At 70.4% G+C, this 22,352-nt stretch carries 23 protein-coding genes, 1 tRNA gene and 1 riboswitch; of the genes, 13 read left to right on the top strand and 11 right to left on the bottom strand.

The window, feature by feature from the left end:
• Nucleotides 1-138: 138 nt before the first annotated feature.
• The gene (locus VGF64_04765) at nucleotides 139-519 is read right to left on the bottom strand and encodes a response regulator (GenBank protein ID HEY1634048.1); all 381 of its coding nucleotides are present in this window, start codon (nucleotides 517-519) and stop codon (nucleotides 139-141) included.
• A gap of 61 nt (nucleotides 520-580) precedes the next feature.
• Here VGF64_04765 and VGF64_04770 point away from each other — a divergent pair.
• A tRNA-Arg gene (locus VGF64_04770) sits at nucleotides 581-652 on the top strand.
• Between the two features lie 107 nt (nucleotides 653-759).
• Nucleotides 760-3,507, top strand: a complete 2,748-nt coding sequence (locus VGF64_04775) for an alkaline phosphatase family protein (GenBank protein HEY1634049.1) — start codon at nucleotides 760-762, stop codon at nucleotides 3,505-3,507.
• Between the two features lie 9 nt (nucleotides 3,508-3,516).
• Here the strand turns inward: VGF64_04775 and VGF64_04780 are convergent, their stop codons facing one another.
• Nucleotides 3,517-4,350, bottom strand: a complete 834-nt coding sequence (locus tag VGF64_04780) for an alpha/beta fold hydrolase (GenBank protein ID HEY1634050.1) — start codon at nucleotides 4,348-4,350, stop codon at nucleotides 3,517-3,519.
• A 153-nt stretch (nucleotides 4,351-4,503) separates the two neighbouring features.
• Between VGF64_04780 and VGF64_04785 the strand changes: the two genes are divergently transcribed.
• Entirely contained in the window at nucleotides 4,504-5,262 is a 759-nt protein-coding gene (locus tag VGF64_04785) for a YoaK family protein (protein ID HEY1634051.1), read from the top strand.
• A gap of 7 nt (nucleotides 5,263-5,269) precedes the next feature.
• On the opposite strand, the gene VGF64_04790 is transcribed toward VGF64_04785, so the two are convergent.
• A complete protein-coding gene (locus tag VGF64_04790) occupies nucleotides 5,270-5,902 on the bottom strand; it encodes an enoyl-CoA hydratase/isomerase family protein (GenBank protein ID HEY1634052.1) in 633 nt (210 codons plus the stop codon).
• A 329-nt stretch (nucleotides 5,903-6,231) separates the two neighbouring features.
• Here VGF64_04790 and VGF64_04795 point away from each other — a divergent pair, with 329 nt between their 5' ends.
• The 3 genes from VGF64_04795 (at nucleotide 6,232) to VGF64_04805 (ending at nucleotide 9,379) form a co-directional block, all read left to right on the top strand.
• The gene (locus tag VGF64_04795) at nucleotides 6,232-7,689 is read left to right on the top strand and encodes a wax ester/triacylglycerol synthase family O-acyltransferase (GenBank protein ID HEY1634053.1); all 1,458 of its coding nucleotides are present in this window, start codon (nucleotides 6,232-6,234) and stop codon (nucleotides 7,687-7,689) included.
• Nucleotides 7,690-7,713: 24 nt separating this feature from the next.
• Nucleotides 7,714-8,109, top strand: coding sequence for a hypothetical protein (locus tag VGF64_04800; protein HEY1634054.1), 396 nt, complete (start codon nucleotides 7,714-7,716; stop codon nucleotides 8,107-8,109).
• 181 nt (nucleotides 8,110-8,290) lie between these two features.
• Nucleotides 8,291-9,379, top strand: a complete 1,089-nt coding sequence (locus VGF64_04805) for an alpha/beta hydrolase (GenBank protein ID HEY1634055.1) — start codon at nucleotides 8,291-8,293, stop codon at nucleotides 9,377-9,379.
• 47 nt (nucleotides 9,380-9,426) lie between these two features.
• Here the strand turns inward: VGF64_04805 and VGF64_04810 are convergent, their stop codons facing one another.
• The gene (locus VGF64_04810) at nucleotides 9,427-9,810 is read right to left on the bottom strand and encodes a helix-turn-helix transcriptional regulator (GenBank protein ID HEY1634056.1); all 384 of its coding nucleotides are present in this window, start codon (nucleotides 9,808-9,810) and stop codon (nucleotides 9,427-9,429) included.
• A 66-nt stretch (nucleotides 9,811-9,876) separates the two neighbouring features.
• On the bottom strand, nucleotides 9,877-10,194 hold the full coding sequence (locus VGF64_04815; protein HEY1634057.1) for a hypothetical protein: 318 nt from the start codon (nucleotides 10,192-10,194) through the stop codon (nucleotides 9,877-9,879).
• A gap of 256 nt (nucleotides 10,195-10,450) precedes the next feature.
• Between VGF64_04815 and VGF64_04820 the strand changes: the two genes are divergently transcribed.
• Together VGF64_04820 and VGF64_04825 are read left to right on the top strand one after the other, a co-directional pair.
• Nucleotides 10,451-11,419 (top strand): D-glycerate dehydrogenase, encoded by a 969-nt coding sequence (locus tag VGF64_04820; GenBank protein HEY1634058.1) that lies wholly within the window; start codon nucleotides 10,451-10,453, stop codon nucleotides 11,417-11,419.
• Nucleotides 11,416-12,078, top strand: a complete 663-nt coding sequence (locus tag VGF64_04825) for a hypothetical protein (GenBank protein HEY1634059.1) — start codon at nucleotides 11,416-11,418, stop codon at nucleotides 12,076-12,078. The genes VGF64_04820 and VGF64_04825 overlap by 4 nt, the downstream gene beginning before the upstream one ends.
• On the opposite strand, the gene VGF64_04830 is transcribed toward VGF64_04825, so the two are convergent.
• Genes VGF64_04830 through VGF64_04840 form a run of 3 tightly spaced genes read right to left on the bottom strand, consistent with a single transcriptional unit; the run spans nucleotide 12,075 to nucleotide 14,231 of the window.
• A complete protein-coding gene (locus VGF64_04830) occupies nucleotides 12,075-12,545 on the bottom strand; it encodes an ureidoglycolate lyase (protein ID HEY1634060.1) in 471 nt (156 codons plus the stop codon). The genes VGF64_04825 and VGF64_04830 overlap by 4 nt on opposite strands.
• Nucleotide 12,546: 1 nt before the next feature.
• Nucleotides 12,547-13,227: a ThuA domain-containing protein gene (locus VGF64_04835; GenBank protein ID HEY1634061.1), complete on the bottom strand. Its 681-nt coding sequence runs from the start codon at nucleotides 13,225-13,227 to the stop codon at nucleotides 12,547-12,549.
• Between the two features lie 2 nt (nucleotides 13,228-13,229).
• Nucleotides 13,230-14,231: a zinc-dependent alcohol dehydrogenase family protein gene (locus VGF64_04840; protein HEY1634062.1), complete on the bottom strand. Its 1,002-nt coding sequence runs from the start codon at nucleotides 14,229-14,231 to the stop codon at nucleotides 13,230-13,232.
• A 29-nt stretch (nucleotides 14,232-14,260) separates the two neighbouring features.
• On the opposite strand from VGF64_04840, the gene rpiB reads away from it, so the two are divergent.
• Nucleotides 14,261-14,734 (top strand): ribose 5-phosphate isomerase B, encoded by a 474-nt coding sequence (rpiB, locus tag VGF64_04845; GenBank protein ID HEY1634063.1) that lies wholly within the window; start codon nucleotides 14,261-14,263, stop codon nucleotides 14,732-14,734.
• 10 nt (nucleotides 14,735-14,744) lie between these two features.
• Nucleotides 14,745-15,689: a DMT family transporter gene (locus VGF64_04850; protein ID HEY1634064.1), complete on the top strand. Its 945-nt coding sequence runs from the start codon at nucleotides 14,745-14,747 to the stop codon at nucleotides 15,687-15,689.
• Between the two features lie 108 nt (nucleotides 15,690-15,797).
• Here the strand turns inward: VGF64_04850 and VGF64_04855 are convergent, their stop codons facing one another.
• Both VGF64_04855 and VGF64_04860 read right to left on the bottom strand, forming a co-directional pair.
• Nucleotides 15,798-16,964, bottom strand: a complete 1,167-nt coding sequence (locus tag VGF64_04855) for a DEAD/DEAH box helicase (GenBank protein ID HEY1634065.1) — start codon at nucleotides 16,962-16,964, stop codon at nucleotides 15,798-15,800.
• 181 nt (nucleotides 16,965-17,145) lie between these two features.
• Complete coding sequence (locus VGF64_04860) at nucleotides 17,146-18,264, bottom strand: amidase (GenBank protein ID HEY1634066.1); 1,119 nt, start codon at nucleotides 18,262-18,264, stop codon at nucleotides 17,146-17,148.
• A gap of 118 nt (nucleotides 18,265-18,382) precedes the next feature.
• Here VGF64_04860 and VGF64_04865 point away from each other — a divergent pair, with 118 nt between their 5' ends.
• Nucleotides 18,383-18,886 carry an O-acetyl-ADP-ribose deacetylase gene (locus tag VGF64_04865; GenBank protein HEY1634067.1) on the top strand — a complete coding sequence of 168 codons (504 nt, stop codon included), beginning with the start codon at nucleotides 18,383-18,385 and terminating at the stop codon, nucleotides 18,884-18,886.
• Here VGF64_04865 and thiC read toward each other — a convergent pair.
• A complete protein-coding gene (gene thiC, locus VGF64_04870) occupies nucleotides 18,883-20,592 on the bottom strand; it encodes a phosphomethylpyrimidine synthase ThiC (protein ID HEY1634068.1) in 1,710 nt (569 codons plus the stop codon). The genes VGF64_04865 and thiC overlap by 4 nt on opposite strands.
• Nucleotides 20,582-20,691, bottom strand: a riboswitch (TPP riboswitch). It overlaps the preceding gene by 11 nt.
• 50 nt (nucleotides 20,692-20,741) lie before the next feature.
• On the opposite strand from thiC, the gene VGF64_04875 reads away from it, so the two are divergent.
• Nucleotides 20,742-21,620, top strand: a complete 879-nt coding sequence (locus VGF64_04875; protein ID HEY1634069.1) for a PaaX family transcriptional regulator C-terminal domain-containing protein — start codon at nucleotides 20,742-20,744, stop codon at nucleotides 21,618-21,620.
• Nucleotides 21,621-21,666: 46 nt separating this feature from the next.
• The coding region (locus VGF64_04880; GenBank protein HEY1634070.1) for an LLM class flavin-dependent oxidoreductase at nucleotides 21,667-22,352 on the top strand (686 nt) is incomplete at its 3' end.

Consider the following 22,352-nt stretch of genomic DNA (forward strand, 5'->3'; position numbering starts at 1 on the left):
GGACCGGCCGGGGCCGGACGGCAGGGCTGAACCGTCCGGGCAAGTCCCGGTGGGCGACGACGGCAGTAAGACCTTGGTTCCCGCGGGACCTGAGGCGGCCTGAGCCCCAGAATCCCACGACTGAAGTCGTGGGAGCAGTCAAGACCGCTGCTTGGTGATCAGGGCGGCGACGCGATCAAGGAGATCGAGGGGGTCGAAGGGCTTGGTGATGTAGTCCTCGGCCCCGGTCGACTGACCGGCCCTGATGTCGGATTCCTGCGCCTTTGCCGAGAGAAGGATGACAGGGATGCCAGCCGTGACCGGATCGGCTTTGAGCGCCGAGGCCACCTCGAGGCCGTTCATCTTGGGCATCATGATGTCCAGAACCACCACGTCAGGGAGCTCCGCCCGCGCCCGTTCGAGCCCCTCGACACCGTCCACTGCGTCGACGACGGTATAGCCCTCCATCTCGAAGTTCACTTGCAGCAGTGTCTGGATCACGGGGTCATCGTCCACGACCAGGACCGTGGTTACGGGCATCGGGGGAATACTAGGGGGCCAGCCAGGGCCAACGACCAACCCGGTACAGTCTCGGGTCAGCGCCCTCGTAGCTCAGGGGATAGAGCACCGGCCTCCGGAGCCGGGTGCGCAGGTTCGAATCCTGCCGGGGGCACGAATCGCGCGGGGGTCGTTGTTCGCCGAAAGATCACCGGCTATTCACCCCCCAGAGGGAGGACCGGGTCTGCAGGCCGGGAACCCCTTTGCGTGATACGACAACAAATGCGGCGGACGTCAGTGATCGCCCTGGTTTGCGTGACGCTGGGCCTTTCCGGCGGTGTCGCCCTGGCGGCCGACAACGACACCTCGAATGGTCGGATCGGGCCCGCCTACGGGATCACACCGGGTGGTCGGCAGCTCACTCCGGCCGGCCGGATGACGGTACTGGGTGACTTCCCGACGGGGGGCGCCCTCTCGCCCGATGGCCGCTTCTATTGGGCCGTCGACTCCGGGCACGGTCGCGACGACGTCCAGGTCGTCGACGTCGGGACCGGCAAGGTGCGCCAGGCGCTCCCGCTGCCCGGCGCCTACGGCGGCATCGCCTACGCACCCGACGGACGCACCGTCTACGTCTCGGGCGAGCCGGTGGGCAACAGCCACCCGACCGGTCCGACGATGGCGAACAACGGCGACGCCATCCACGTCTTCGCCGTCGACCCCGCCAGCGGGCGGGCCACCGAGCGCGCCCCGATCACCCTTCCGCCGACGAGCGGCGGGACGGCCCAGAAGGAAGGGGCGAACCCAGCATCGCTGATCGCCCAGCCACCGGGCCCCGGCCCCTCGTCCGGTCTGGGCTGGCCCATCGGTCTGGCCGTCACGCCGGATCAGCGGATGCTCGCAGTGGCGCTCAACCAGGCGGACCAGGTGGCGGTCGTCGACCTGACGACGCGAGCGGTGAATCTGGTCAAGGTGGGCGCGTATCCGTACGGCGTCGCAGTCGACGGCCACACGGCGTACGTGTCGAACGAGTACGACGGCACGGTCTCTGTCGTCGACCTCGACAGCGGCAAGGTGGCTCGCACGATCACGGTCGGCACCCAGAACTCACACCCGGAGGGCCTCGCCCTCGACCGCGCCCACCACCAGTTGTTCGTAGCCGTGACCAATCGCGACCTCGTCGCGGACATCGACACCACAACGAGCACGGTCCGCGACGTTTCCGTGGGCCGTAGCGCGGGAGTGGGCACCGCGCCTGTGGCCCTCCAGGTGGCGCCCGACGGTCGGACCCTGTACGTCGCCGACGCCGGCGAGGACGCCGTCGCCGTGATAGCGCTCGCCGACCGGGCGGGGGGCGCCCGAGCGCTCACCTTGGTCGGGCGCGTGCCCACCGCCTTCTATCCGACCGATGTGGCGGTCACACCGGACGGCCATCGCCTCATCTGGCTCGCCGGAAAGGGACTGGGCGCGGGGGCCAACCCCCTCTACGGCCAGCACTTCGCGGCCAGCGAGCAGGCGCCCTACGGCCAGTACGTGGTCGACATGCTGATCGGTCGCCTCGGCGTGCTCTCCACGCCGAGCGACGCCGACGCGGCGCGCATGTCCCGTCAAGTCAACCAGGAGATCCGTCCCACCGACCTCGGCCCTGGACCGGCCAACACACCGATCAACGCGCCCGGCGGTGGACCGAGCCGGCAGATCAAGCACGTCTTCTACGTCGTCAAGGAGAACCGTACCTACGACCAGGTCTTCGGTAGCGATCCCCGCGGCGACGGCAGTCGCTCGCTCGAGCTGTTCGACGACAATGGCGTGAACGGGCCGGCTACCGGCGTCACTCCGAACGCACACGCCTTGACCCGGATGTTCCCGCTGCTCGACCACGTCTATGCCGACAGCGAGGTCTCGGTTGACGGGCACATCATCACCTCGGGCGCCTACGCCACCGACTTCGTCCTCAAGGCCATGCACGCCAACTACGCCAACCGGGGTCGGGTCGCCAACTTCGGCCAGGCGCCGGAGACCTTCCCCCCGAACGACTTCATCTTCGACCAGGCCGTCCGTCAGGGTGTGTCGTTCCGCAACTACGGCGAGAACAGCGCCGGCGTGCTGCCGAGCAGCGACGACGGCCGGCCGACGTATCGCGCATCCCAGGCCAACACCGCGTTCGGCTACCCGCTCTTCTTCGGGTGCGACGGTCTCGGAACAACCCCCAACGGGCTCGACAACGCCGCCGTCTGCGACACCGACTCCGGCACCATGGGCCCCGCGGGCAACGTCGGCGTGGCCACGAGCCGGTTCGACTTCTTCCAGCAGCAGTTCGACGCCCAGGTGGCGACGGGCACGGTCCCGGCGCTCAACTACATCACGCTGCCGAACGACCACACCAACGGCGTGCAGAAGAACTATCCGACACCCAAGGCGATGGTGGCGGACAACGACCTCGGTCTGGGCCAGCTCGTCGACCTCATCAGCCACTCGCCGATCTGGTCGAGCAGTGCCATCTTCGTCGTCGAAGACGACTCCCAGGACGGCGCCGACCATGTCGACGCCCACCGGATGCCCGCGTTCGTGATCTCGCCGTGGGCGCGCCATGACACCGTCGTGCACACCCGCTACGACCAGCTCTCGGTGCTGCGCACGATCGAGCTGATGCTCGGGCTCCGTCCGCTGTCGCTGTACGACGCGCTGGCCGAGCCGATGTACGACGCTTTCGTTCCGGGCGATGCCGCGCCGGACCCCGAGCCGTACAACGCGGTCACCCCGACCCAGTCGCTCACCCAGCTGAGCTCGGCGACACCCGTCGGGCTCGACGGCGCCCTGCCCTACAACGACGTCGACCTGGTACCCCAGCGGCTGTTCGACGCCGCCCTCTGGCGCAGCGTGTACGGCCCCCGCTCGACGCCACCACCCGCGGGGCCCGACGCCTCCCCGGACGAAGCCGACCGGGCTACCGAGGCGCAGGAGGTGTGGCAGGAGCACGGCAACGTCGCCGCCTGGCTGCGGGCCCACCCGCGCGGTGACCCGTCTGACTGAGGGCGTCGGTCACCGCCGAAGCTGTTCGAGAACAAGTCGGACGACGTCGTCTGGCGCCTCCTCCGGGATCCAGTGCGACACCCCCTCGAGAATCGCGAACCGGTATGGCCCGGAGACGAAGCGCGCCGTCAGCTCCGCTGCCTTCCGACCCAGCGCCACGTCCTTGGTGCTCCACACGTAGAGGGTGGGCACCGTCACCGGCTTGGCGTCGCGTACAGCGGTCGCCTCGTACGGCAGTGCCCGGTACCAGTTCAGTGCCCCCGTCAGGGCACCGGGCTCTCGCATGGCCTCGAGGTAGGCGCGGGCCGTGTCCTCCGACAGGCCCGAGCGGCGCATCGCCGTCAAGGCCACGCGCCCGTCACCCGCCAACGTCAGCCACTCGGGCAGTCGGGGGATCTGGAACAGTCCCATGTACCACGAGCGGAAGGCCTGGCCGCTCGTCAGCGCCGAGCGCAGGAAGGCACCGGGGTGTGGCGTCGACAACACGGTCAGCGTGCGAAGCCGGTCGGCGTGGTCGGTGGCCAGCGCCCACGCCACCGCGCCACCCCAGTCGTGGCCGACGACGTGGAAGCGGTCGAGGCCGGCCTGATCGGCCAGGGCGAGGACATCGCCCACCAGCTCGCTCATGACGTAGGCACGACGCTCCGGGGGTCTCGCCCTGGGTGAGTAGCCGCGTTGATCGGGGGCGAGGACCCGATAGCCGCCGGCCACCAGCCCGGGAGAGACCGAGCGCCACGACGCCGAGCTCTGGGGATAGCCATGGAGGAGCACGACCGTCTCGGCCTCTGCCGGGCCTCGGTCGCTCACGTCGAAGGTCAACCCGTTGCGGGTGAAGTGTTCCACTCCTGCAGCATCGCATCGCGACGCCCGCTCGCGCTCGTTCACGTCGTCGGGCCGACTCGCCTGCGGGCCGCCGCGACGTTCCCGCCGCCGGAGCCGACCCTGCCGTATGCTCGGGTGCGAAGTGGGTCCTTTGCCGACCGTCACCGCTGAGCGTTGACGCGCGACCCCAAGGCACTCTCCGACCCGTCGGCGATTCGCCGCACCGGGCTGGTGCTGGGGCTGACGCTTGTTGCGGGCTGCACCGATGCGATCAGCTACCTGGGGTTGGGCCGGGTCTTCACCGCCAACATGACCGGCAACACGGTGCTGCTCGGCGTGGCGGTAGCCCAGCGTGACGCCGGAGCGGCTGGCCGGTCGGCGGCGGCCCTCGGCGGGTTCCTCGTCGGCGCCACCCTGGTGGGCCTGGCGCCGTCGCCAAAGAGCGGGCTCCGATCGGTGACCGCCCCGCTGATCGGGGAGGTGGCCCTCCTCGCCGCTCTGCTCGGCTGGTGGATCGTGGCTGGCTCGGGACCCACCGGAGCAGTGCGCGACGGGCTCATCGCCCTGGCCGGTACCGCCATGGGCGTGCAGAGCGCGGCAGTGGCCCGCCTGGGCGTCCCCGGGGTGGCGACGACGTACATCACCGGGACCTGGACGGGGATCACCGCGGGCGTGGCGACCTGGCTGCGCCAGCACCCGCGGGTTCGCCGAGGTCGGACCGGAGCGGTGAGCCAGCCGGCCGGGGACGAGGACCCGAAGGTGAAGCGAGGACTCCAGGTGGCGGTCGTCCTCATCTATCTGGGCGGGGCGATCGCCAGCGGGTTCGCCCGCGACGCATGGGGCGCGGCCGCGGCGTCTGTTCCTCTGGGCATCCTCGCCTGCGTCCTGCTCGCCACGGCATTGCCGCCAGAGCGAGGCGGGCTCGCAGCCTGACGAGCGCTCACAGATCGAGGGTGGCCCCCGAGACGCCGGCCCGCCGGATCGCCTTCGCCTTGGTGCGCAGGAGAATGTCGCGCGGCGCCATGCTGATGCGTGACGCCAGCGCCAGGGCCTCGTGCTCGAGGTCCTCCGAGGCCACGACCATCGACACCAGCCGCAGCCCGAGCGCCTCCTCGGCCCCGACTCGTCGACCGGTCAGGCACAGATCCCGGGCCACGGCGCCCCCCACCAGGTCGTGGAGGGGGCCGTAGACGACATCGCTGAAGGCCTGCTCGGGGTGGGCGAAGCGGGCCGTCGTGGCGGCCAGACGGATGTCGCACATGACGGCCAGGTCGAACCCACCGGCCAGGGCCGGTCCGTTGACGGCGGCGACGGTCGGCAGGGGAAACTCGACCAGCGTGCGGTGCCAGCGGTCCGACGAGTCCCAGAGGCGGCGGGCGTGGGCCTCGTCCCCGAGGTCGTCGAACTCCTTCAGATCGAATCCCGCCGAGAAGGTGTCGCCGGCGCCGGTCACCACGACCACCTTGGCGCCATCGTCGCGGGCCATGGTGTCGAGGACGTCGCTCATCTCGTCCCGCAGCTCGATCGAGAGCGCGTTCTTCTTCTCCGCTCGGTGGAGGGTGAGCAGCCTCACCCCCTCGTCACACTCTCGAGTGAGTATCAGACGGGCCAACTTGTTCCTCCCGCGCTAGATCGATCAAGCGGCGCCGGCAGGGATCCCAGGGCGCGGATCCCAACGTCTAGCACCTACGATCGTCCGGTGGAGGCGAGGAGGGGCGTCGGCGAAACGGCAAGGCCCAGCTGATGTAAGGGCCCCGCCCGACCGCCGGGTCGACGCTTGACGACGACTCCCACCTGTACGAGAATCGCCTGGCTAGGGAGAAGTCGTCACGCCTGGGGGAGAGTTCCTCACCCCGTGTCATCCCGGCTGAGAGCGTGGCGAGGGGTTGGGGAGGTGGCCCGATGCAACGACTTACGGGATTCGACGCCGCGTTCTTCCATGTCGAGACCGCGGGCGCGCACATGCACGTGGGCCAGACCTGTGTGTTCGATCCGTCGACGGCACCAGAGGGGCACTCCTTCGAGCGGGTGCGCCAATTGATCGAGGACCGCCTGCACCTCGTGCCCCCGTTCCGTCGGCGGCTGGCCGAGATCCCGCTGCGGCTCCACCACCCGGTGTGGCTGGAGGACCCGGACTTCGACCTCGACTACCACGTGCGCCCCGCCGCCCTACCGGAGCCCGGGGGCGTGGCCGAGCTGGCCGATTTCACCGCCGAGGTGATGAGTCGACCGCTCCATCGCCACCGGCCGCCCTGGGAGATGTACGTGATCGAGGGCTTGGAGGGCGGCATGGTCGCTGTTGTCACCAAGGTCCACCACGCCGCCATCGACGGCCTGTCGGGCGCCGAGATCACTGCGAGCCTCCTCGACCCTTCGCCCGAATCGGTGACGACCCCGCCCGAGCGAGCGTGGGAGCCCGACCGCGTCTCGCCGTTGGATCTGGGCCGCGCCGCTCTCGGCGAGCTCGTCCGACAGCCCCGTACCGTCGCCAGACTCGCCTCCCGCAGCGTCGGCTCTGCTCTCGCCCTGCGCCGGCGGAACCGATCGGAGGGCGCGTCACCACCGCCCGCACCGTTCAGCGCCCCCCGCACCTCGCTCCAGACAGCGGTCGGCGCCCACCGGCGGATCGCCTTCGCCGAGGCCAGTCTGGACAAGGTCAAGACGGTGAAGAACACCTTCGGCGGGACCGTCAACGACGTGATCTTGGCCACGTGCGCCGGAGCCCTCCGCTCCCTGCTGGCCGCGCGCGGCGAGCACCCGGAGCGGTCGTTGGTCGCCGCTGTCCCCGTCTCTGTCCGGTCGGACGGGCAGCGGGGAACGATGGGGAACCAGGTGTCCGCCATGCTCGTGTCGCTGGCGAGCACCGTGGATGACCCCGTCGAGCGCCTGCGCGCCATCAGCGCCGGATCCGCGCAGGCCAAGGCACAGGACAAGGTGTTCGGCGCTCAGGCGCTGGCCGAGTGGACCGAGGTCCTGTCCCCTGGAGTGGTCAGCCGGACGGCCCGCGTCGCATCGCGGCTCAAGGTCCTCGAGCGCCTGCCGCCGCTGTTCAACCTCATCATCTCCAACTTCCCGGGGCCTGCCTTTCCGTTGTACTTCACGGGGTCCCGCATGCTGGCCGCGTACCCCATGGGACCGATAACCGACGGTGGTCCGCTCAACATCACCGTGCAGAGCTATATGGGCACGCTTTTCTTCGGGCTCGTCGCCTGCCGCGACGCGGTGCCGGAGGTGTGGGACGTCGCCGGGTACCTCGATGACGCCCTCAACGAGCTGTCCAAGGCGGCGGACAGGGCCGGCCCGGGAGGCCGGCCTAGAGACCCGGCCGGCCCAGGGGCGGGTCCATCGAAACGACAGTGAGTTCGCGACTAGGAAGGGAGCTACGTGCCCACATATACCGACGTGGTGGCGAGAGCCCAGGACCAGTTCCTGGAGGCCCTCAAACGAGCACAGGATCGATCCGTGGGGGTGGTGGAGTCAGCCGGCCGGGTGGCTGCAGGTATCGTCCCGACACGACTCTTGACGGGACGTCTCGACGGCGCAGTCCCGCCGGAGCAGGTGGTGAGGCTGACACTCGGCTTCAGCGAGCGCCTCATCGCCCAGCAGCGGGCCTATGCCGAGCGGCTCGTGGCCGCGCTCGACTCCGCCGGGTCCGAGGCTCGGTCGGCGCGAACGCCGCAACCGAGGAAGGCTCCGTCGCGACCCAGGACATCCGGTGCCAAGGCGGGTGCCCGCTCCAACAGGCCGACCGGTGTCGACGCCGCGGCCACCGGGGCCTGACGATCTTGCCCGTCGCGGCCGGCCCGAAAGGCCGGCCCCATCAGATCGCCGGCCCGAAAAGCCGGCCCCATCAGAACGCCGGCGGGGAACCCCGCCTCACCGGGAGGGCAGGCCTGGGGCTGTGCGCAACATGAGATGCACCGCCGCCGGGGAGACATGGGCGCCCGCAGCGGCTCCTTCCATGGCCCGTCCTCGGCGCCAACTGCGCGACGCCGAGGTCCCCCGAGTACGTCTCGCCCAGCATGTCGTGCGCCTGGCCAACGGCCATCACGTGAGCTTGGCCATCGCCGGGCGAGGCGTGCCGCTCGTCGTCGTTCATGGCTTCACCGCCAATGGCATGCTCTACGCGCCGACCCTGAGCCGGCTGGTGTCGATGGGCTTCAAGGTGGTGGCCATCGACGTCGCCGGCCACGGCGGGACCTCGGTGCTCCCGGTCCAAGGTGGTGACGTCGACGCCTACGCGGCCCTGCTGGGCCAGGCCCTCGACGAGCTCGGCATCCGGCGACCGATCCTCGTCGGCCACTCCATGGGCGGACGCCTGGTGGCGCAGCTGGCCGCCGATCGACCTGACTTCGCCTCGGGCGTGGTGCTGGTCGACGCCATCGTCGGCAAGCCGTGGGACGATCTCATCCGGTGGCTGAAGGTGGCTCCGCCGGTCCTCGGCCTTTTCGCCAGCCTGATGGTCCTCGATCTGGCCGGCACGGTCTTCGTCGTCGATGACAAGGCCAGGGCGGCACGATTGGCCCGGTCGCTGACGCGTCTGGTCGTCGGGAACGTCAGCCGGCCTTGGCGCCTGATCGGTCCAGCGCGCTCGATCCTCCAGTCGCCGGCCAGCGTGCCCGTCATGGAGGCCCTCGGACGGACCGAGATCCCCGTCGTGATCCTGCACGGTGACCGCGACCTGATCGTGCCGTTCACCACCGCCCGTGACGCCGGTCGTCGCTGTGGTGCACGGGTTGTCGCCATCCACGGAGCCATGCACTCCTGGCTCCTGAGCGATCCCGAGACCTTCCCGGGCGTCATCGGCGAGCTGCTGCGGTCCGAGCTCGGCGTTGCCTACGAGCGCGCCCTCGCCCTCAGCGGCCTCGACCCGAGCAGGGCGACCATCGCCGACATCGAGGGCGCCCTCTACGAGCCAGGATCCCAGGTGCTGGAGCTCACACCTCCGCTCGAGTTCACCCGCTCGGGCACCCACCGGCAGCTACCCCGGTACCGCTGGTCGACGGCGCAGGCTCCGGCGGTCCCGGTAGGTTCCTCCGGTTCCACGTGATGTCGAACACAGCCCGCGGGTAAAGCGGTGAGGGAGGCTGTGCCCAGCTACCGGTTCGCGGCCACGTAGCTGCGGTACACGGCGAGCAGGGCTTCCTTCTGGCCATCGGTTAGCCCGGGGTCGCAGCGGATGGCGGTCTCGGTCCGCGGACCCTCGCCGTTGCCGCCGACCGGCCGGTCCTGCTCCTCACCCTCCAGAACCCCGGCCTGGGACAGCAACGTCTCGGCCGAGAGGTTCAGCGCCCTGGCGATCGAGCGCAGCACCCTGACCGACGGCTCGTGGAGACCCCGCTCGATCTGGCTGAGATACGGGTTCGAGACGTGAGTGAGCTCGGCCATGTCGCGTAGGGACAGGTTGGCGAGCCGTCGCTGGGAGCGGATGAACGCCCCCAGGGACTCGAGCCGGGATCGCCATACGTCGTCGGTGACCATCTGTTCAGATGAGGGTACCGAGCGGGGGGGAGGGACGCTGGGCATCCCTCCCCCCGTCGGACAGTGTCAGGCCGCCGTCGACTTGGGGGTCGCCGTCTTCTTGGTCGTCTGGCTACCGCCGACGTAGGGCTCCGCCACGGTGAGGACGTTGGTCACGAACTCCCGCTGGTTCGCCAGCAGCTTCTCGGCGAAATCGAACACGTTGCCCGCCACCTCGGTGGGCCGAGGAAGCTGTTCGGCAAACGGCAGCTCCGGCCGGCCGGGAACGATCTCCTCGACCGTCTCCGCCCAGCCCCGTACCGCCTCCACCAGCAGGTCTTGGTACTGCTTGAGCCCGTCCAGCACCTGCTGCTGCACGCTCTCGGTGATCTCCGCCACGGTCATGGCCGTCTCCTTCTCTCGTCATTCGGGACGTTGCTAACTATAGTTCGCAGACGCATACAGTGTCAAGGAGACGGCGACGAAGCAACCACGCGGGACCGGTCCCCGAAGATGTGCATGAGCTGTCGCTAGTACCCCAGCTAGATCCAGGCCCCCCAGCGAGTGATTCCACCGTACCCCGTTGGTCGATGTCCTATGCGTTCCTCGGCGCCCGACGGCTGCGCCGAGCGCTCGCGTGCTCAGGCGTTACCGTGACCTTGTGCCAGGTCCAGCGCGTCGCCGAGTCCTGGTCACCCGCCAGCTGCCCACGGGAGGGCTCGACCCGCTCGTCGACGCCGGCCACGAGATCGTGCAACGGCCTGACGACGAGCCGCTCACCCGTGAACAGCTCCGGGCGGCGGCATCCGAGGCCGACGCCATCATCAGCGTGCTGACAGACCAGATCGACGCGACCGTGATCGGGGCCGCGTCCAGGCTGCGGGTCGTCGGCAACGTCGCCGTCGGCTACGACAACATCGACCTCGAGGCGGCGCGGCGCGCCGGGGTGGTCGTCTGCAACACCCCGGGCGTGCTGGACGAGACGACCGCCGATCTGGCCTTCGCCCTGATCCTGGCCGCTTCTCGGCTCCTCGGTCAGGCCGAGCGGGACCTGCGCGCCGGTCGCTGGGCGGGGTGGGGCATCGGCCAGTACCTCGGCCACGACGTCCACGGGGCCACCCTCGGCGTGGTCGGCTACGGCAGGATCGGCCGGGCCGTGGCCCGCCGGGGCGAGGGCTTCGGGATGCGGGTCCTCCACCACTCCCGGCATCCCAGTGGTATGCCTGGGTACATGGGCGACCTGGACGAGCTGTTGCGGTTGTCCGATGTCGTGACCCTCCACCTCCCGCTGGACGATGGCACGCGCCGCCTCCTCGACCACCGGCGTCTCGCCGTCATGAGACCGACCGCGGTGCTCGTCAACACCTCCCGAGGGCCCGTCGTCGACGAGGAGGCGCTGGCGGTGGCCCTGGAGGAGGGACGGATCTTCGCCGCCGGACTGGACGTGTTCGAGCGCGAGCCCGCCGTGCACCCCCGGCTGCTGGCCGCCCCCCGGGTGGTTCTCACCCCCCACATCGGCAGCGCGAGCGTCGCCACTCGGACCAGGATGGCGAGGATGGCGGCCGAAGGCGTCCGGGCGGTGCTGGCCGGCGAGGTGCCGCACAACCTCGTCGGGGAGCAACCACAGTGAGCGTGCCCGCTGGCGTCCGCGACCAGTTGCTCAGCCTGGGGTCGGCCACCGTCGGCGAGTCGGGAGGGCGGGCGCTGCATTCGCGCATCAAGCCGGCGTGGCCGGGCGCCCGCCTGGCCGCCCCTGTCTATGCGGTCACCTGCCCACCGGGCGACAACCTGGCCATTCACGTCGCCGTGGCCGAGGCGCCGGCGGGGACGGCACTGCTCGTCGACGCTCACGAGCGGCCCGAGCGCGGCTACTGGGGCGAGGTCCTCACCACGGCGGCCGAAGCGCGGGGCCTGGTCGGCCTCGTGATCGACGGGGGCGTGCGGGACGTGACCGCAGTCGCCGGCCACGGCTTTCCGATCTTCAGCGCCCTGGTGGCCCTCCCTGGGGCCACCAAGCTCGGAGGCGGCGCTGTCGGCGGCCAGACCCGGATCGCCGGGGTCGACGTCGCTCCTGGCGACTGGGTGGTCGGCGACGCGGACGGCGTGGTCGCGGTGGCCGGCGGTGACTTGGAGGCCGTGCTCGCTGCGGCCTGGTCGCGCGCCGACAACGAGACGGCGATGTTCGACCGGCTGCGACAGGGCTCGACCACCCTCGAGCTGCTGAACCTCGACACCGGATCGGTCGAGCGGGCCGAGCCCCCTCCCGCGCAGGGACCCGACAAGCCCTAGAGAAGCACCTCGACGATCGTCCCGAGGTCCCGCTCGAGGTGGGCAACCTCGTTGTCCGTGGCGAAGAACCGGCCCTGGACGTTCATCAGGTCCACGTGGTCGGTCAAGGGATACGGACCCCAGTGCCACACGTGCAGCGCCAGGTTGACGCCGGCCGAGCCGTCGCAGATGAACGCCCGCACCGTCTCGAGGTCATCGGGGGACGCGAGGTCACGATCCGGCGGGGCCACGATCAGCAGCGTCGGCTTGCCCGCCAGGGCGACCAGGGCCTGGGTCGCCCGATGGTGACGGTTGAGGTGGTCACACCGCAACGGGCGCCGGTCGTAGTGGAGCACGTTGAGGTGGAACACCTCGTCCCCCCGGAGCTCCATCGCCATGTCGCCGCTCGCCACAACCTGACCGAAGGGGGCGAACGCCTTGTCGGTCAGCGGCTCGGCCCGAACTGTAATGGTGGTCACCCCAGCCATGTCAGTCTCCTTCTCCCAGGGCCCAAGCGAGGCCTCCGGCGATGAAGCGTAGGAACTCCGGGCTCTCCCACGCCGTCGGGAAATGGCCGAGTGCGGTGGAGAACACCCGGCCGGCGCCCTCGTCGAAGCACCACGACAGCGGGGACCCGAACGCCGGCGGCAGGCTGTCGCCGCTCTCGGCGACCCGCAGCAGCACCCGGGCGTCGGCCCGGAGGTCGCGGAGCTGGTAGATCTCGTCGTACCAGCGCCAGGTGGCACCGAGATGGCGGAGGGCCGGATGACTGGGCTCCACCACCTCGAGTCCCACCCACTCCGTCCACGGGTGACCGTCGAAGCGGGCGCCGACCAGCCGGCCGTACTCGTCCCACGCTGCACACGAGTCGGTGGCGGAGTGCAGCCCGACCAGCGCCGTGCGACCGGCACGGACGCCATCCGCCAGCGCCGCCCGCTGGCGATCGCTCCATGGGGTCTCGCCGATCGTGAACAGGACGACCGCCCTCGCCCCTTCTAGGGCTCCGCCATCAAGGGCCGCCACATCGTCCACCAGCTGGAATCCCAGCCCGGCCAGACCGGCCAGCTCGGCCATCGCCGTGGAGGACTGGTCGAGGACACCATGCACGCCTGCGGGCCCGTCTCGGTACGGCGCGACCTGGGTCACGTACAGCAGAGTCGGACCAGCCATCTTCAGTCCACCTGCAGCACGGCCACCCCGTTGATCCGCCCACGCGACAGGTCGGCCAGGGCCTCGTCGGCGCGCTCGAGGGGGTAGGGCTGGGTCTCGACCCGGGGCCGTAGACGCGCCGCCAGCCGCAGCAGCTCCTCCCCGTCAGCCCGGGTGTTGGCCGTCACGCTCGTCAGCGACCGCTCCTCGAACAGATGGCGCTCGTAGGACAGAGCAGGCACGTCCGTGAGGTGGATGCCGGCGACGGCCAGGGTCGCGCCCCGGTCGAGGGCGGCGAGGGCAGGAAGCACCATGTCGCCCACCGGGGCGAAGAGGATGGCGGCGTCGAGCGGCGACGGCGGGACGTCGTCCAGCCCCCCCGCCCACTCGGCGCCCAGGTCGAGCGCCAGTCGCTGGGCAGCGGCGCCGCGGGTCACCACGTGCACGGCGGCGCCCTGGGCCTCGGCGATCTGGGCCGTCAGGTGGGCCGAGGCACCGAAGCCATAGATGCCGAGACGACCGCCGGGTGGGAGCCGGGACTGCTTGAGAGCCCGGTAGCCGATGATGCCGGCGCACAGTAGGGGCGCGGCCTCCTCGTCCGAGAAGCCCTCCGGCAGGCGGTACGCGTACCGCTCGTCGACCACCGCCGCCTCGGCATAGCCACCGTCGGCGTCCCACCCCGTGAAGCCGGGACTCAGGCAGAGGTTCTCCTCGCCCCGCAGGCAGAACCGGCACAGGCCATCGGTGTGCCGGAGCCACGCGATACCCAGCCGGTCACCCATGGCAAACCGCTCGACGCCAGGACCCACTGCGTCCACCCGGCCGACGATCTCGTGACCGGGCACCACCTCAGGGTGGTGCGGCGGCAGGTCGCCCTCCGCCAGGTGGAGGTCCGTGCGACAGACCCCGCACACGGCGATCCTCACCCGCACTTCACCCGGACCGGGGCTGGGAACGTCGCGGTCGACCAGCCTGAGTGGGCCGCCTCCTATGGGTCCGGGCCGCTCGACCACCCACGCCCTCATACCAACCTCATACCTGACACGATGGCACCATGTTGATCGCCCTCGCATCCGATCACGCCGGCTACCCGCTCAAGGTCGAGGTGGCGAGGCATCTCGAGGGACTCGGGCACAAGGTCCTCGACCTGGGGACGGACTCCGTCGCGCCGGTCGACTACCCACCGTTCTGTGCCGCCGCCGCCCGAGCGGTCATCGCGGGTGATGCCCAGCTCGGTGTCGTGATGGGCGGAAGCGGCCAGGGCGAGCAGATCTCGGCCAACAAGGTTCACGGTGTGCGAGCGGCGCTCTGTCACGATGAGTTCACCGCCCGACTGGCCCGCCAGCACAACGACGCCAACGTCCTGTCGATGGGCGCCAGAGTGCTCGGCGTGGAGCTGGCGCTGACTATTCTGGATGTCTTCGTGACGACCGAGTTCGAGGGTGGCCGCCACGTGCCCCGCCTGGCCGAGATCGCCGCCATCGAGGCGGAGGAATGTAAGCGCGCCGTCCCGTCTGGGGACGGGTAAAGAGAGGTCGATGGGGTTCTTCTTGGCCGTCATGGCCGCCCTGTGCAACGCCATCGCATCGGTGCTCCAACGGCGGGGAGCGTCGACCGCGCCCGACACCTCGGTGCTCCGGGTCAAGCTGATGACCTACGTCGTCAGGCGTCCCGTGTGGCTGTTCGGCTTCCTCACCATGGTGGGCGCCTTTCTGTTCCAGGCCGGCGCCCTGTCGTACGGCCAGCTTTCGACGGTCCAGCCCGTCCTGGTCACCGAGCTGCTCTTCGTGCTCTTCATACTCTCGATCTGGTCGCGCTCCCACCCTGGCCGAGGGGAGTGGATCGGCGCCGTGGCGGTGTCCGGGGGGCTGGCGGGCTTCCTCCTGGCGGCCAACCCGGCAGGCGGCAGCCCCGACGCCACGGCTGGGGACTGGGGTGTGGCCGGCCTGGGCACAGGGGTCGTGGTGGGCGTCCTCATCGCCTTGGCCCTTCGGTCCCCGCCCTTCGGCCGCGCCGCCCTGTTCGGGTCGGCGGCCGCCATCACCTTCGCCCTCAACGCCGCCTTCATCAAGGCGTCGACCAACCTCATCGGTCAGGGCACCGCGCACTTCTTCACCAGCTGGCCCCCCTACGCCGTGGCGATCACCGGGCTGGCCGCGTTCTTCATCGTGACCAATGCCTTCCAGAGCGGCCCGCTGACGGCGACCCAGCCCGCGCTCACCGTCGTCGACCCCATCGCCAGCATCATCATCGGGGCCGAGGTGTTCGGCGAGACTCTGCGGGACAGCCCCGGCTGGGTCGCGGTCGAGTGCGTCACCCTGCTGATCATGGCCGTCGGGGTCATCCTGCTGAGCCGGGGCCCGCTGGTGTCGACCGAGATGGGCGATGCGACCGCGGGACGCGCCAAGGACCAGGCAGCGACCACCCCGCCGCTGGCCCCGCCCGACCAGTCCGCGGTCAGGCCCTCGGGCTGGTCCGGCTGACGGCGGGCGGCGGGTCGGGCCCGCTGCCCTGTGTTGGATGAAACCAGTCGAGGCCGGGAATCGGGCCCCGCCCGGGACGGCGAAGCCGCCGGCTGCGCACGACGGCTCTCAGGCGGCGTCCTCGTCCGGCTTCCACGCCGCCAGGTCGCCCAGGCGGTCGTCGTTGGAGAACACCTCGACGATCGGCACCCGCAGGCCTACGCGCTTCTGGATCCGCTCGACCTCGAGGACCTGATCCCACAGCACGAGCGTCACGACGATGCCCTCCACACCCGCTCGGGCCGTGCGCCCGGAACGGTGGAGGTAGCCCTTGTGGTCCTCGGGGGGGTCGTAATGGACCACGACGTCCACGGCGTCGATGTCGAGCCCCCGGGCGGCGACGTCGGTCGCCACCAACGCCGGAAGCTGCCCACGCGAGAAGTCACGCAGTGCCCGCTCCCGGATCCGCTGGGGCAGGTCACCGTGGATCGGGGCGGCATTCAAGCCCTCCCTCTCGAGCTGTTGGGCCAGGCGATCGGCGCCTCGCTTGGTCCTGGTGAAGAACAGTGTCTTGTCGACGCCGCGTGAGATGGCGGCAGCCACCTTCACCTTGTCGAGCTGATGCACGGCTAGGAACCGGTGCTCCATCTCCTCGACAGTCACCTGGGCGGAGATGACCTCGTGCTGCACGGGGTCGCGCAGATAGTGGCGGACGAGGTAGTTGACGTCGCCGTCGAGGGTGGCCGAGAACAACAGCGTCTGGTGGGGGCGCTCGACCCGACGGAGCAGCCATTCGACCTGCGGCATGAACCCCATGTCCGCCATGCGATCGGCCTCGTCGAGCACGAGGGTCTCCACGTCCGCCAGCGAGATCGCGCCGCGGTGATCCAGGTCGATCAGACGGCCGGGTGTCGCCACGGCCAGGTCCGCACCTCGCTCGAGGGCTGCGATCTGGCGCTCCATCGGCGCGCCGCCATAGAGGGCGGCCACGCGTCGGTCGACGACGGTGCCCAGCGGGGCGAGGACGTCCCGCACCTGCAGGGCGAGCTCACGCGTGGGAACCAGGATGAGGGCGCGGGGCCGTCCAGGTCGCGATCGTGCCGTCTGCTGGAGCAACGGCAGGCCGAACGCCAGGGTCTTGCCGGAGCCGGTCTTCGCCTTGCCGCACACATCCCGCCCGGCAAGGACGTCGCCGATGGTCTGGGCCTGGATCGGAAAGGGCTCGGTGATGCCCTGCGCATTGAGGGCCGCGGTCAGCTCAGGTTTGATCCCGAGGCCGTCGAAGGTGACGGTCATAAGTGGGGGAACTCTCCTTCTCAGTGGTTCGGATGGCGGTTGATCGGCCACCCCACGGCACGCACCCCTGTGCGCGCCACCACGAGAAAGGTCGAGGCGACCTCGATGGCGGCCGGCCCGAAAGCAACGACCACCAGGGGAATTGTACCCGAGCGCTCGCCTGCGCACTGCCATGGGCTCGTTAGCCGGCAGCGATGGCACGCTCCAGGATGGCCCCGAAGGCCAGCAGGCGCTCTTCGGCGCCTGCCGGACCCACCACCTGGATGCTGGCCGGCAGCCCACCGGTGGGGACCGGCAGGACCAGCGCCGGCAAGCCGGCCAGGTTCACCGGCAGGGTCAGGATCGTGAGCTGCAAGTCGTCGATATCGTCCGCAGCGGGCGGGAACGCGGGCAGGGTTGGCAGGGCGATCAGCTCGGCCTTCGAGAAAGCCGCATCCAGCTCCGCGCCCCAACTCGCCCTGACCACCTCGGCCTGGGAGACCGACTCGGGCGTGACGCCGGCGGCGATCTCGATTCGCTGGGCGACATCCTCGCCCAGGCGGTGGCGCCGCTCCAGGAGGTGATGCAGGGCGGCGGAGGCCTCGGAGAGCAGGATCGAGCCACCAGCGGCGACGGCCCCCATCCAACCCGGCAGCTCGACCTCCTCCACCTTGCATCCGACGCCCGCGAGGGCCCGGTCCACGGCCAGGTCGACCTCGGGGTCGACGTCGGTCGGGCGGAAGCGGCCGACCGTCGCCGCAACGTCGCCGGCCACCTCGAATCCCGGTTCGAGCAGCTCCATCCCGGCCACCACGCCGGCCACGTCCCTGGCCATCGGCCCGATCGTGTCGAGACCGCTCGCCAGAGGCCAGACTCCCTCGAGCGGCACCCGTCCATGGGTGGTCTTCAGCCCCGCCGTCCCGCAGCACGCCGACGGGATCCGCACGGAGCCTCCGGTGTCGCTGCCGAAAGCGAGATCGGCCTCGTCGCTGGCAACGGCCACCGCCGATCCGCTCGAGGACCCGCCGGGTATGCGGCGTGGGTCCAGAGGGTTGACGGGCGTTCCGAAGCCGGGATTGATCCCGCTGGCACCGAAGGCGAGCTCGTGGAGGTTGGCCTTGCCCACGATGCGGACCCGCCCGTCACGTTCAGCCGCTCTGGCCCCGGCCATGCACGCGGCATCCTCGGCCGCGGGCGCGGCGTCGTCGGCGACCGCCCGGCACCCCGCCGTGGTTGGCAGGCCGGCCATGTCGATGAGGTCCTTGACCGCCAGCCGATCGCCGGCCCCCGTCGGCGTCAGTGGGGTGATGAAGGTGGCCATGCCGGCGCAACCTAGCCGCTGCGCGTCTGCGGTCATCCCCTCGGGCCGGCCTCCCGGGCCGGCCTGGCCGCTGCGCGTCTGCGGTCATCCCCTCGGGCGGGCCTAGTGTGTCACCCCGGTGCGCATCGAGGCGGTCCAGGGCGACATCACCCGTGAACAGGTCGACGCCATCGTCAACGCCGCCAACCAGTCCCTCGGCGGCGGCGGCGGCGTCGACGGTGCCATCCACCGCGCCGCCGGAGCGGCGGAGCTGCACGATGCCTGCGCGGCGCTCGGCGGCTGCCCGACGGGCGACGCCAAGGCCACGCCGGGCTTTCAGCTGGCGGCGCGCTGGATCGTGCACGCCGTCGGTCCCCGCTACCAGGACGGTCGCCGCGGCGAGCCGGACCTGCTGGCCTCCTGCTACCGCCGGGCCCTGGAGGTTGCCGACGAGGTCGGCGCCCGCACGATCGCGTTCCCCGCCATCTCGACCGGCATCTACGGCTATCCCCCCGAGGAGGCGGCCTCGATCGCCGTCAAGACGCTGCAGTCCGCCGAGACGCGCGTCGAGCTGGTTCGCCTGGTCGCCTTCGACGAGGCCACGCTCGAGCTGTACAGGCGGCGCCTGAACGCCGCCTCTTAGCGGCGGCTCGGCGCGTCCTGGTAGATCTTCGACCCTGAAGCCCGGAACTCCGCCGCCTTCTCTCTGAGTCCCACCTCGACGGCCTCCGTGTCGCCGATCCCATGGGCCTCCGCGTAATCCCGCACGTCCTGCGAGATCCGCATCGAACAGAACTTCGGTCCGCACATCGAGCAGAAGTGCGCCGTCTTGGCCGGCTCCGCCGGCAGGGTGACGTCGTGGAACGACCGGGCTGTCTCAGGATCCATGGCCAGGTTGAACTGGTCCTCCCAGCGGAACTCGAAGCGGGCCTTGGACAGGGCGTCGTCCCACGACTGGGCACCGGGATGACCCTTGGCCAGGTCGGCGGCATGGGCCGCGATCTTGTAGGCGATCATCCCCTGCTTCACGTCCTCGCGGTCGGGCAGGCCGAGGTGCTCCTTGGGCGTCACATAGCAGAGCATCGCCGTGCCGAACATCCCGATCATCGCCGCCCCGATGGCGGAGGTGATGTGGTCGTAGCCGGGAGCGACGTCCACCGCCAGCGGACCCAGCGTATAGAAGGGTGCCTCGTGGCAGAGGTCCATCTGGAGGTCGACGTTCTCCTTGATCTTGTGCATCGGGACATGGCCCGGTCCCTCGATCATCACCTGGACGTCGTGGCGCCAGGCGACCTCGGTCAGCTCGCCCAGGGTCGCCAGCTCGGCAAGCTGGGCGTCGTCGTTGGCATCGGCGATCGAGCCCGGCCGCAGCCCGTCCCCGAGCGAGAAGGCCACGTCGTAGGCGGCCATGATCTCGCAGAGCTCCTCGAAGTGGGTGTAGAGGAAGTTCTCCTCGTGGTGGGCGAGACACCACGCGGCCAGGATTGATCCGCCCCGGCTGACGATCCCCGTCACCCGCCTGGCGGTGAGGGGGACATAGCCGAGGAGCACGCCGGCGTGCACGGTGAAGTAGTCCACGCCCTGCTCGGCCTGCTCGATGATCGTGTCCCGGTACACCTCCCAGCTCAGGTCCTCGGCCCGACCGTCGACCTTCTCCAGCGCCTGGTAGATGGGCACCGTGCCGATTGGGACCGGAGAGTTGCGCACGATCCACTCCCGGGTGGAGTGGATGTCCGGGCCCGTCGAAAGGTCCATCACCGTGTCGGCACCCCAGCGGGTCGCCCAGCTCAACTTCTCCACCTCCTCGGCCACCGAGGAGGTGACCGCCGAGTTCCCGATGTTGGCGTTGACCTTCACCAGGAAGCTCCGACCGATCACCATGGGCTCGGACTCGGGGTGGTTGACGTTGCTGGGCAGGATGGCTCGACCTCTCGCCAGCTCGTCGCGCACGGTCTCGGGCGCCACGCCCTCGCGCAGCGCCGCGAACTCCATCTCCGGCGTCACCGCTCCGCGCCGGGCGTAGTGCAGCTGGGTGACGGTGCGCGACCGACGCGCACGCAGCGGCTGGGGAGCTGAGCGCTGGAGCCCGGTCACCGCCTCTCCCCGCCGGACAGCGGCGCGACCGTCGTCACGGAGTGACGCAGCGCGGCCGGCGACCTCCTCCACGTCCTGGCGATCGAGCACCCACGGCCGTCGCGCCGGAGACAGCCCCTCGGCGGGGTCCGATCCCGGGCCGCTGGTGTCGTAGAGGCGCACCGGGTCACCGGCCGCCAGATCCACCTCGGCGAACGGGACCCTCACCCCCGAACGGCCACCCTCGACATACACCTTGCGACGCCCGACGCCCATCGTTCCTCCCTCCGCCGGCATTACCCGGTTCAGGTCAACGGTCGGCGCCCGACAGGCGCCCTCTCAGCCCGGTGTCTCCGAGCTCCCGTGGTCCCGAGTCTTCCATACCTCCCTTGACCGGGTGCCATCGGCCGCACAGAATTACGGTCGTGGCTGCTACGTCCGTTCCTATCCCGACCAGGGTGCTCGTGCTCGGCATGGCCCACGAGGACGGGACGATCCTCGCCGACGAGCTGTTCACCGTGGCGACAGCGTGTGGCCAGACGGCCGAGCAGGTGCGGTCGTGCCTGCGCCGGCTGGTGAGCGAGGGCCTGTTCGTCCGCAGCGGGACAGGCCGCAGCGCTCGCTTCGATGCCACCGAGGAGGGCATGGCGGCCCTCGGCTCCACCCTTGAGCGGACCCGGCTGGCGTACGTGCAAGATGCCGCCGGGCGGGGCTGGGACCGGCAGTGGCGCCTCGTGAGCTTCGCTGTCCCTGAAGGGCGACGACCGGCCCGCGACACCCTCCGCGACCGCCTCCTGCAACTGGGCGGAGCAGCCCTCCAGGGCGGGCTCTATGTTTCGCCCCATCCCTGGCACAAGGACGTCCGAGCCGTCGCCGATCGCCTGGGCCTGACGGGGAGGGTGTCGATGGCGACGACCGAGGACCTCGACGTCGGCGGCCAGCGCGACCCGAGAGAGCTGGCGCGGACGCTCTGGCCCGTCGACGAGCTGGACCGGCGATATCGCTCCTTCGTCGAGCGCTTCGCTGCGGTGCCCGACGTGCTGAAGGGCATGCGTCGCGACCGCCGACGACTCCTTGAGAAGGAGTTCCTCCCGGGCGCCCTGTCGATGGCCGTCGACTTCCAGGAGTGCTTCAACTGCGATCCCCTGCTGCCGCCCGAGCTGCTCCCCCGACCGTGGGCCGGGCGGGAAGCCCGCGACCTGGTCGTGACCAGCCGCCGCCTGGCCCTGGCTGCCCGAGCGGCGCACGGCCGCCCGGCGCTGTTCAGGTTCTTCGACGAGGCGGTCGAGACCATCCCCAGCTGACAGGCCGACCCGGGAGGCCGGCCCCGAGAAACGAGTGGAGGACCCGGTGAAATTTGGCATCTTCTACGAGCACCAGCTCCCGCGGCCGTGGGCGCCCGACGACGAGCACCGGCTGCTGAAGGACGCCCTCGAGCAGGTCGAGCTGGCTGACCGCGTGGGCATCGACTACGTGTGGGAGGTCGAGCACCACTTCCTCGAGGAGTACTCGCATTCCTCGGCGCCCGAGGTGTTCCTGGCGGCCGCCAGCCAGCGCACGAGCCGTATCCGTCTCGGCCATGGCATCGTGCAACTGCCGCTCGGGTTCAACCACACCGCGCGGGTGGCGGAGCGGATCGCCACTCTCGACCTGGTGTCGGACGGCCGGGTCGAGTTCGGCACGGGCGAGTCCTCGTCGGAGGCCGAGCTGGGCGGCTTCGGGGTGGACAGGGCCACCAAGCGAGAGCAGTGGGACGAGGCCCTCGACGCCGTGACCCGGATGCTCGTGGAGGAGCCATTCGCCGGCTACGAGGGCCGTTTTCTCACGATGCCGCCGCGCAACGTGATCCCCAAGCCGCTGCAACGCCCACATCCGCCGTTGTGGGTCGCCTGCAGCCGACGGGAGACGATCCACCTTGCCGCGACCAAGGGGATCGGCGCGCTCTCGTTCTCGTTCATCGAGCCGTCGCAGGCCAAGGAGTGGGTGGACGACTACTACGCCACGATCGCGTCGGATGCGTGCGTCCCGGCGGGCTT

The organism is Acidimicrobiales bacterium (genome assembly GCA_036491125.1).
Lineage (GTDB): Bacteria > Actinomycetota > Acidimicrobiia > Acidimicrobiales > AC-9 > AC-9.

Bases quoted from the DNA above. Each gene is read 5' to 3' on its own strand.
- VGF64_04765 (HEY1634048.1), bottom strand. From the start codon at position 519: ATGCCCGTAACCACGGTCCTGGTCGTGGACGATGACCCCGTGATCCAG.
- VGF64_04775 (HEY1634049.1), top strand. From the start codon at position 760: ATGCGGCGGACGTCAGTGATCGCCCTGGTTTGCGTGACGCTGGGCCTT.
- VGF64_04795 (HEY1634053.1), top strand. From the start codon at position 6,232: ATGCAACGACTTACGGGATTCGACGCCGCGTTCTTCCATGTCGAGACC.
- VGF64_04805 (HEY1634055.1), top strand. From the start codon at position 8,291: ATGGCCCGTCCTCGGCGCCAACTGCGCGACGCCGAGGTCCCCCGAGTA.
- VGF64_04810 (HEY1634056.1), bottom strand. From the start codon at position 9,810: ATGGTCACCGACGACGTATGGCGATCCCGGCTCGAGTCCCTGGGGGCG.
- VGF64_04815 (HEY1634057.1), bottom strand. From the start codon at position 10,194: ATGACCGTGGCGGAGATCACCGAGAGCGTGCAGCAGCAGGTGCTGGAC.
- VGF64_04830 (HEY1634060.1), bottom strand. From the start codon at position 12,545: ATGGCTGGGGTGACCACCATTACAGTTCGGGCCGAGCCGCTGACCGAC.
- VGF64_04835 (HEY1634061.1), bottom strand. From the start codon at position 13,227: ATGGCTGGTCCGACTCTGCTGTACGTGACCCAGGTCGCGCCGTACCGA.
- VGF64_04840 (HEY1634062.1), bottom strand. From the start codon at position 14,231: ATGAGGGCGTGGGTGGTCGAGCGGCCCGGACCCATAGGAGGCGGCCCA.
- rpiB (HEY1634063.1), top strand. From the start codon at position 14,261: ATGTTGATCGCCCTCGCATCCGATCACGCCGGCTACCCGCTCAAGGTC.
- VGF64_04850 (HEY1634064.1), top strand. From the start codon at position 14,745: ATGGGGTTCTTCTTGGCCGTCATGGCCGCCCTGTGCAACGCCATCGCA.
- VGF64_04855 (HEY1634065.1), bottom strand. From the start codon at position 16,964: ATGACCGTCACCTTCGACGGCCTCGGGATCAAACCTGAGCTGACCGCG.
- VGF64_04860 (HEY1634066.1), bottom strand. From the start codon at position 18,264: ATGGCCACCTTCATCACCCCACTGACGCCGACGGGGGCCGGCGATCGG.
- thiC (HEY1634068.1), bottom strand. From the start codon at position 20,592: ATGGGCGTCGGGCGTCGCAAGGTGTATGTCGAGGGTGGCCGTTCGGGG.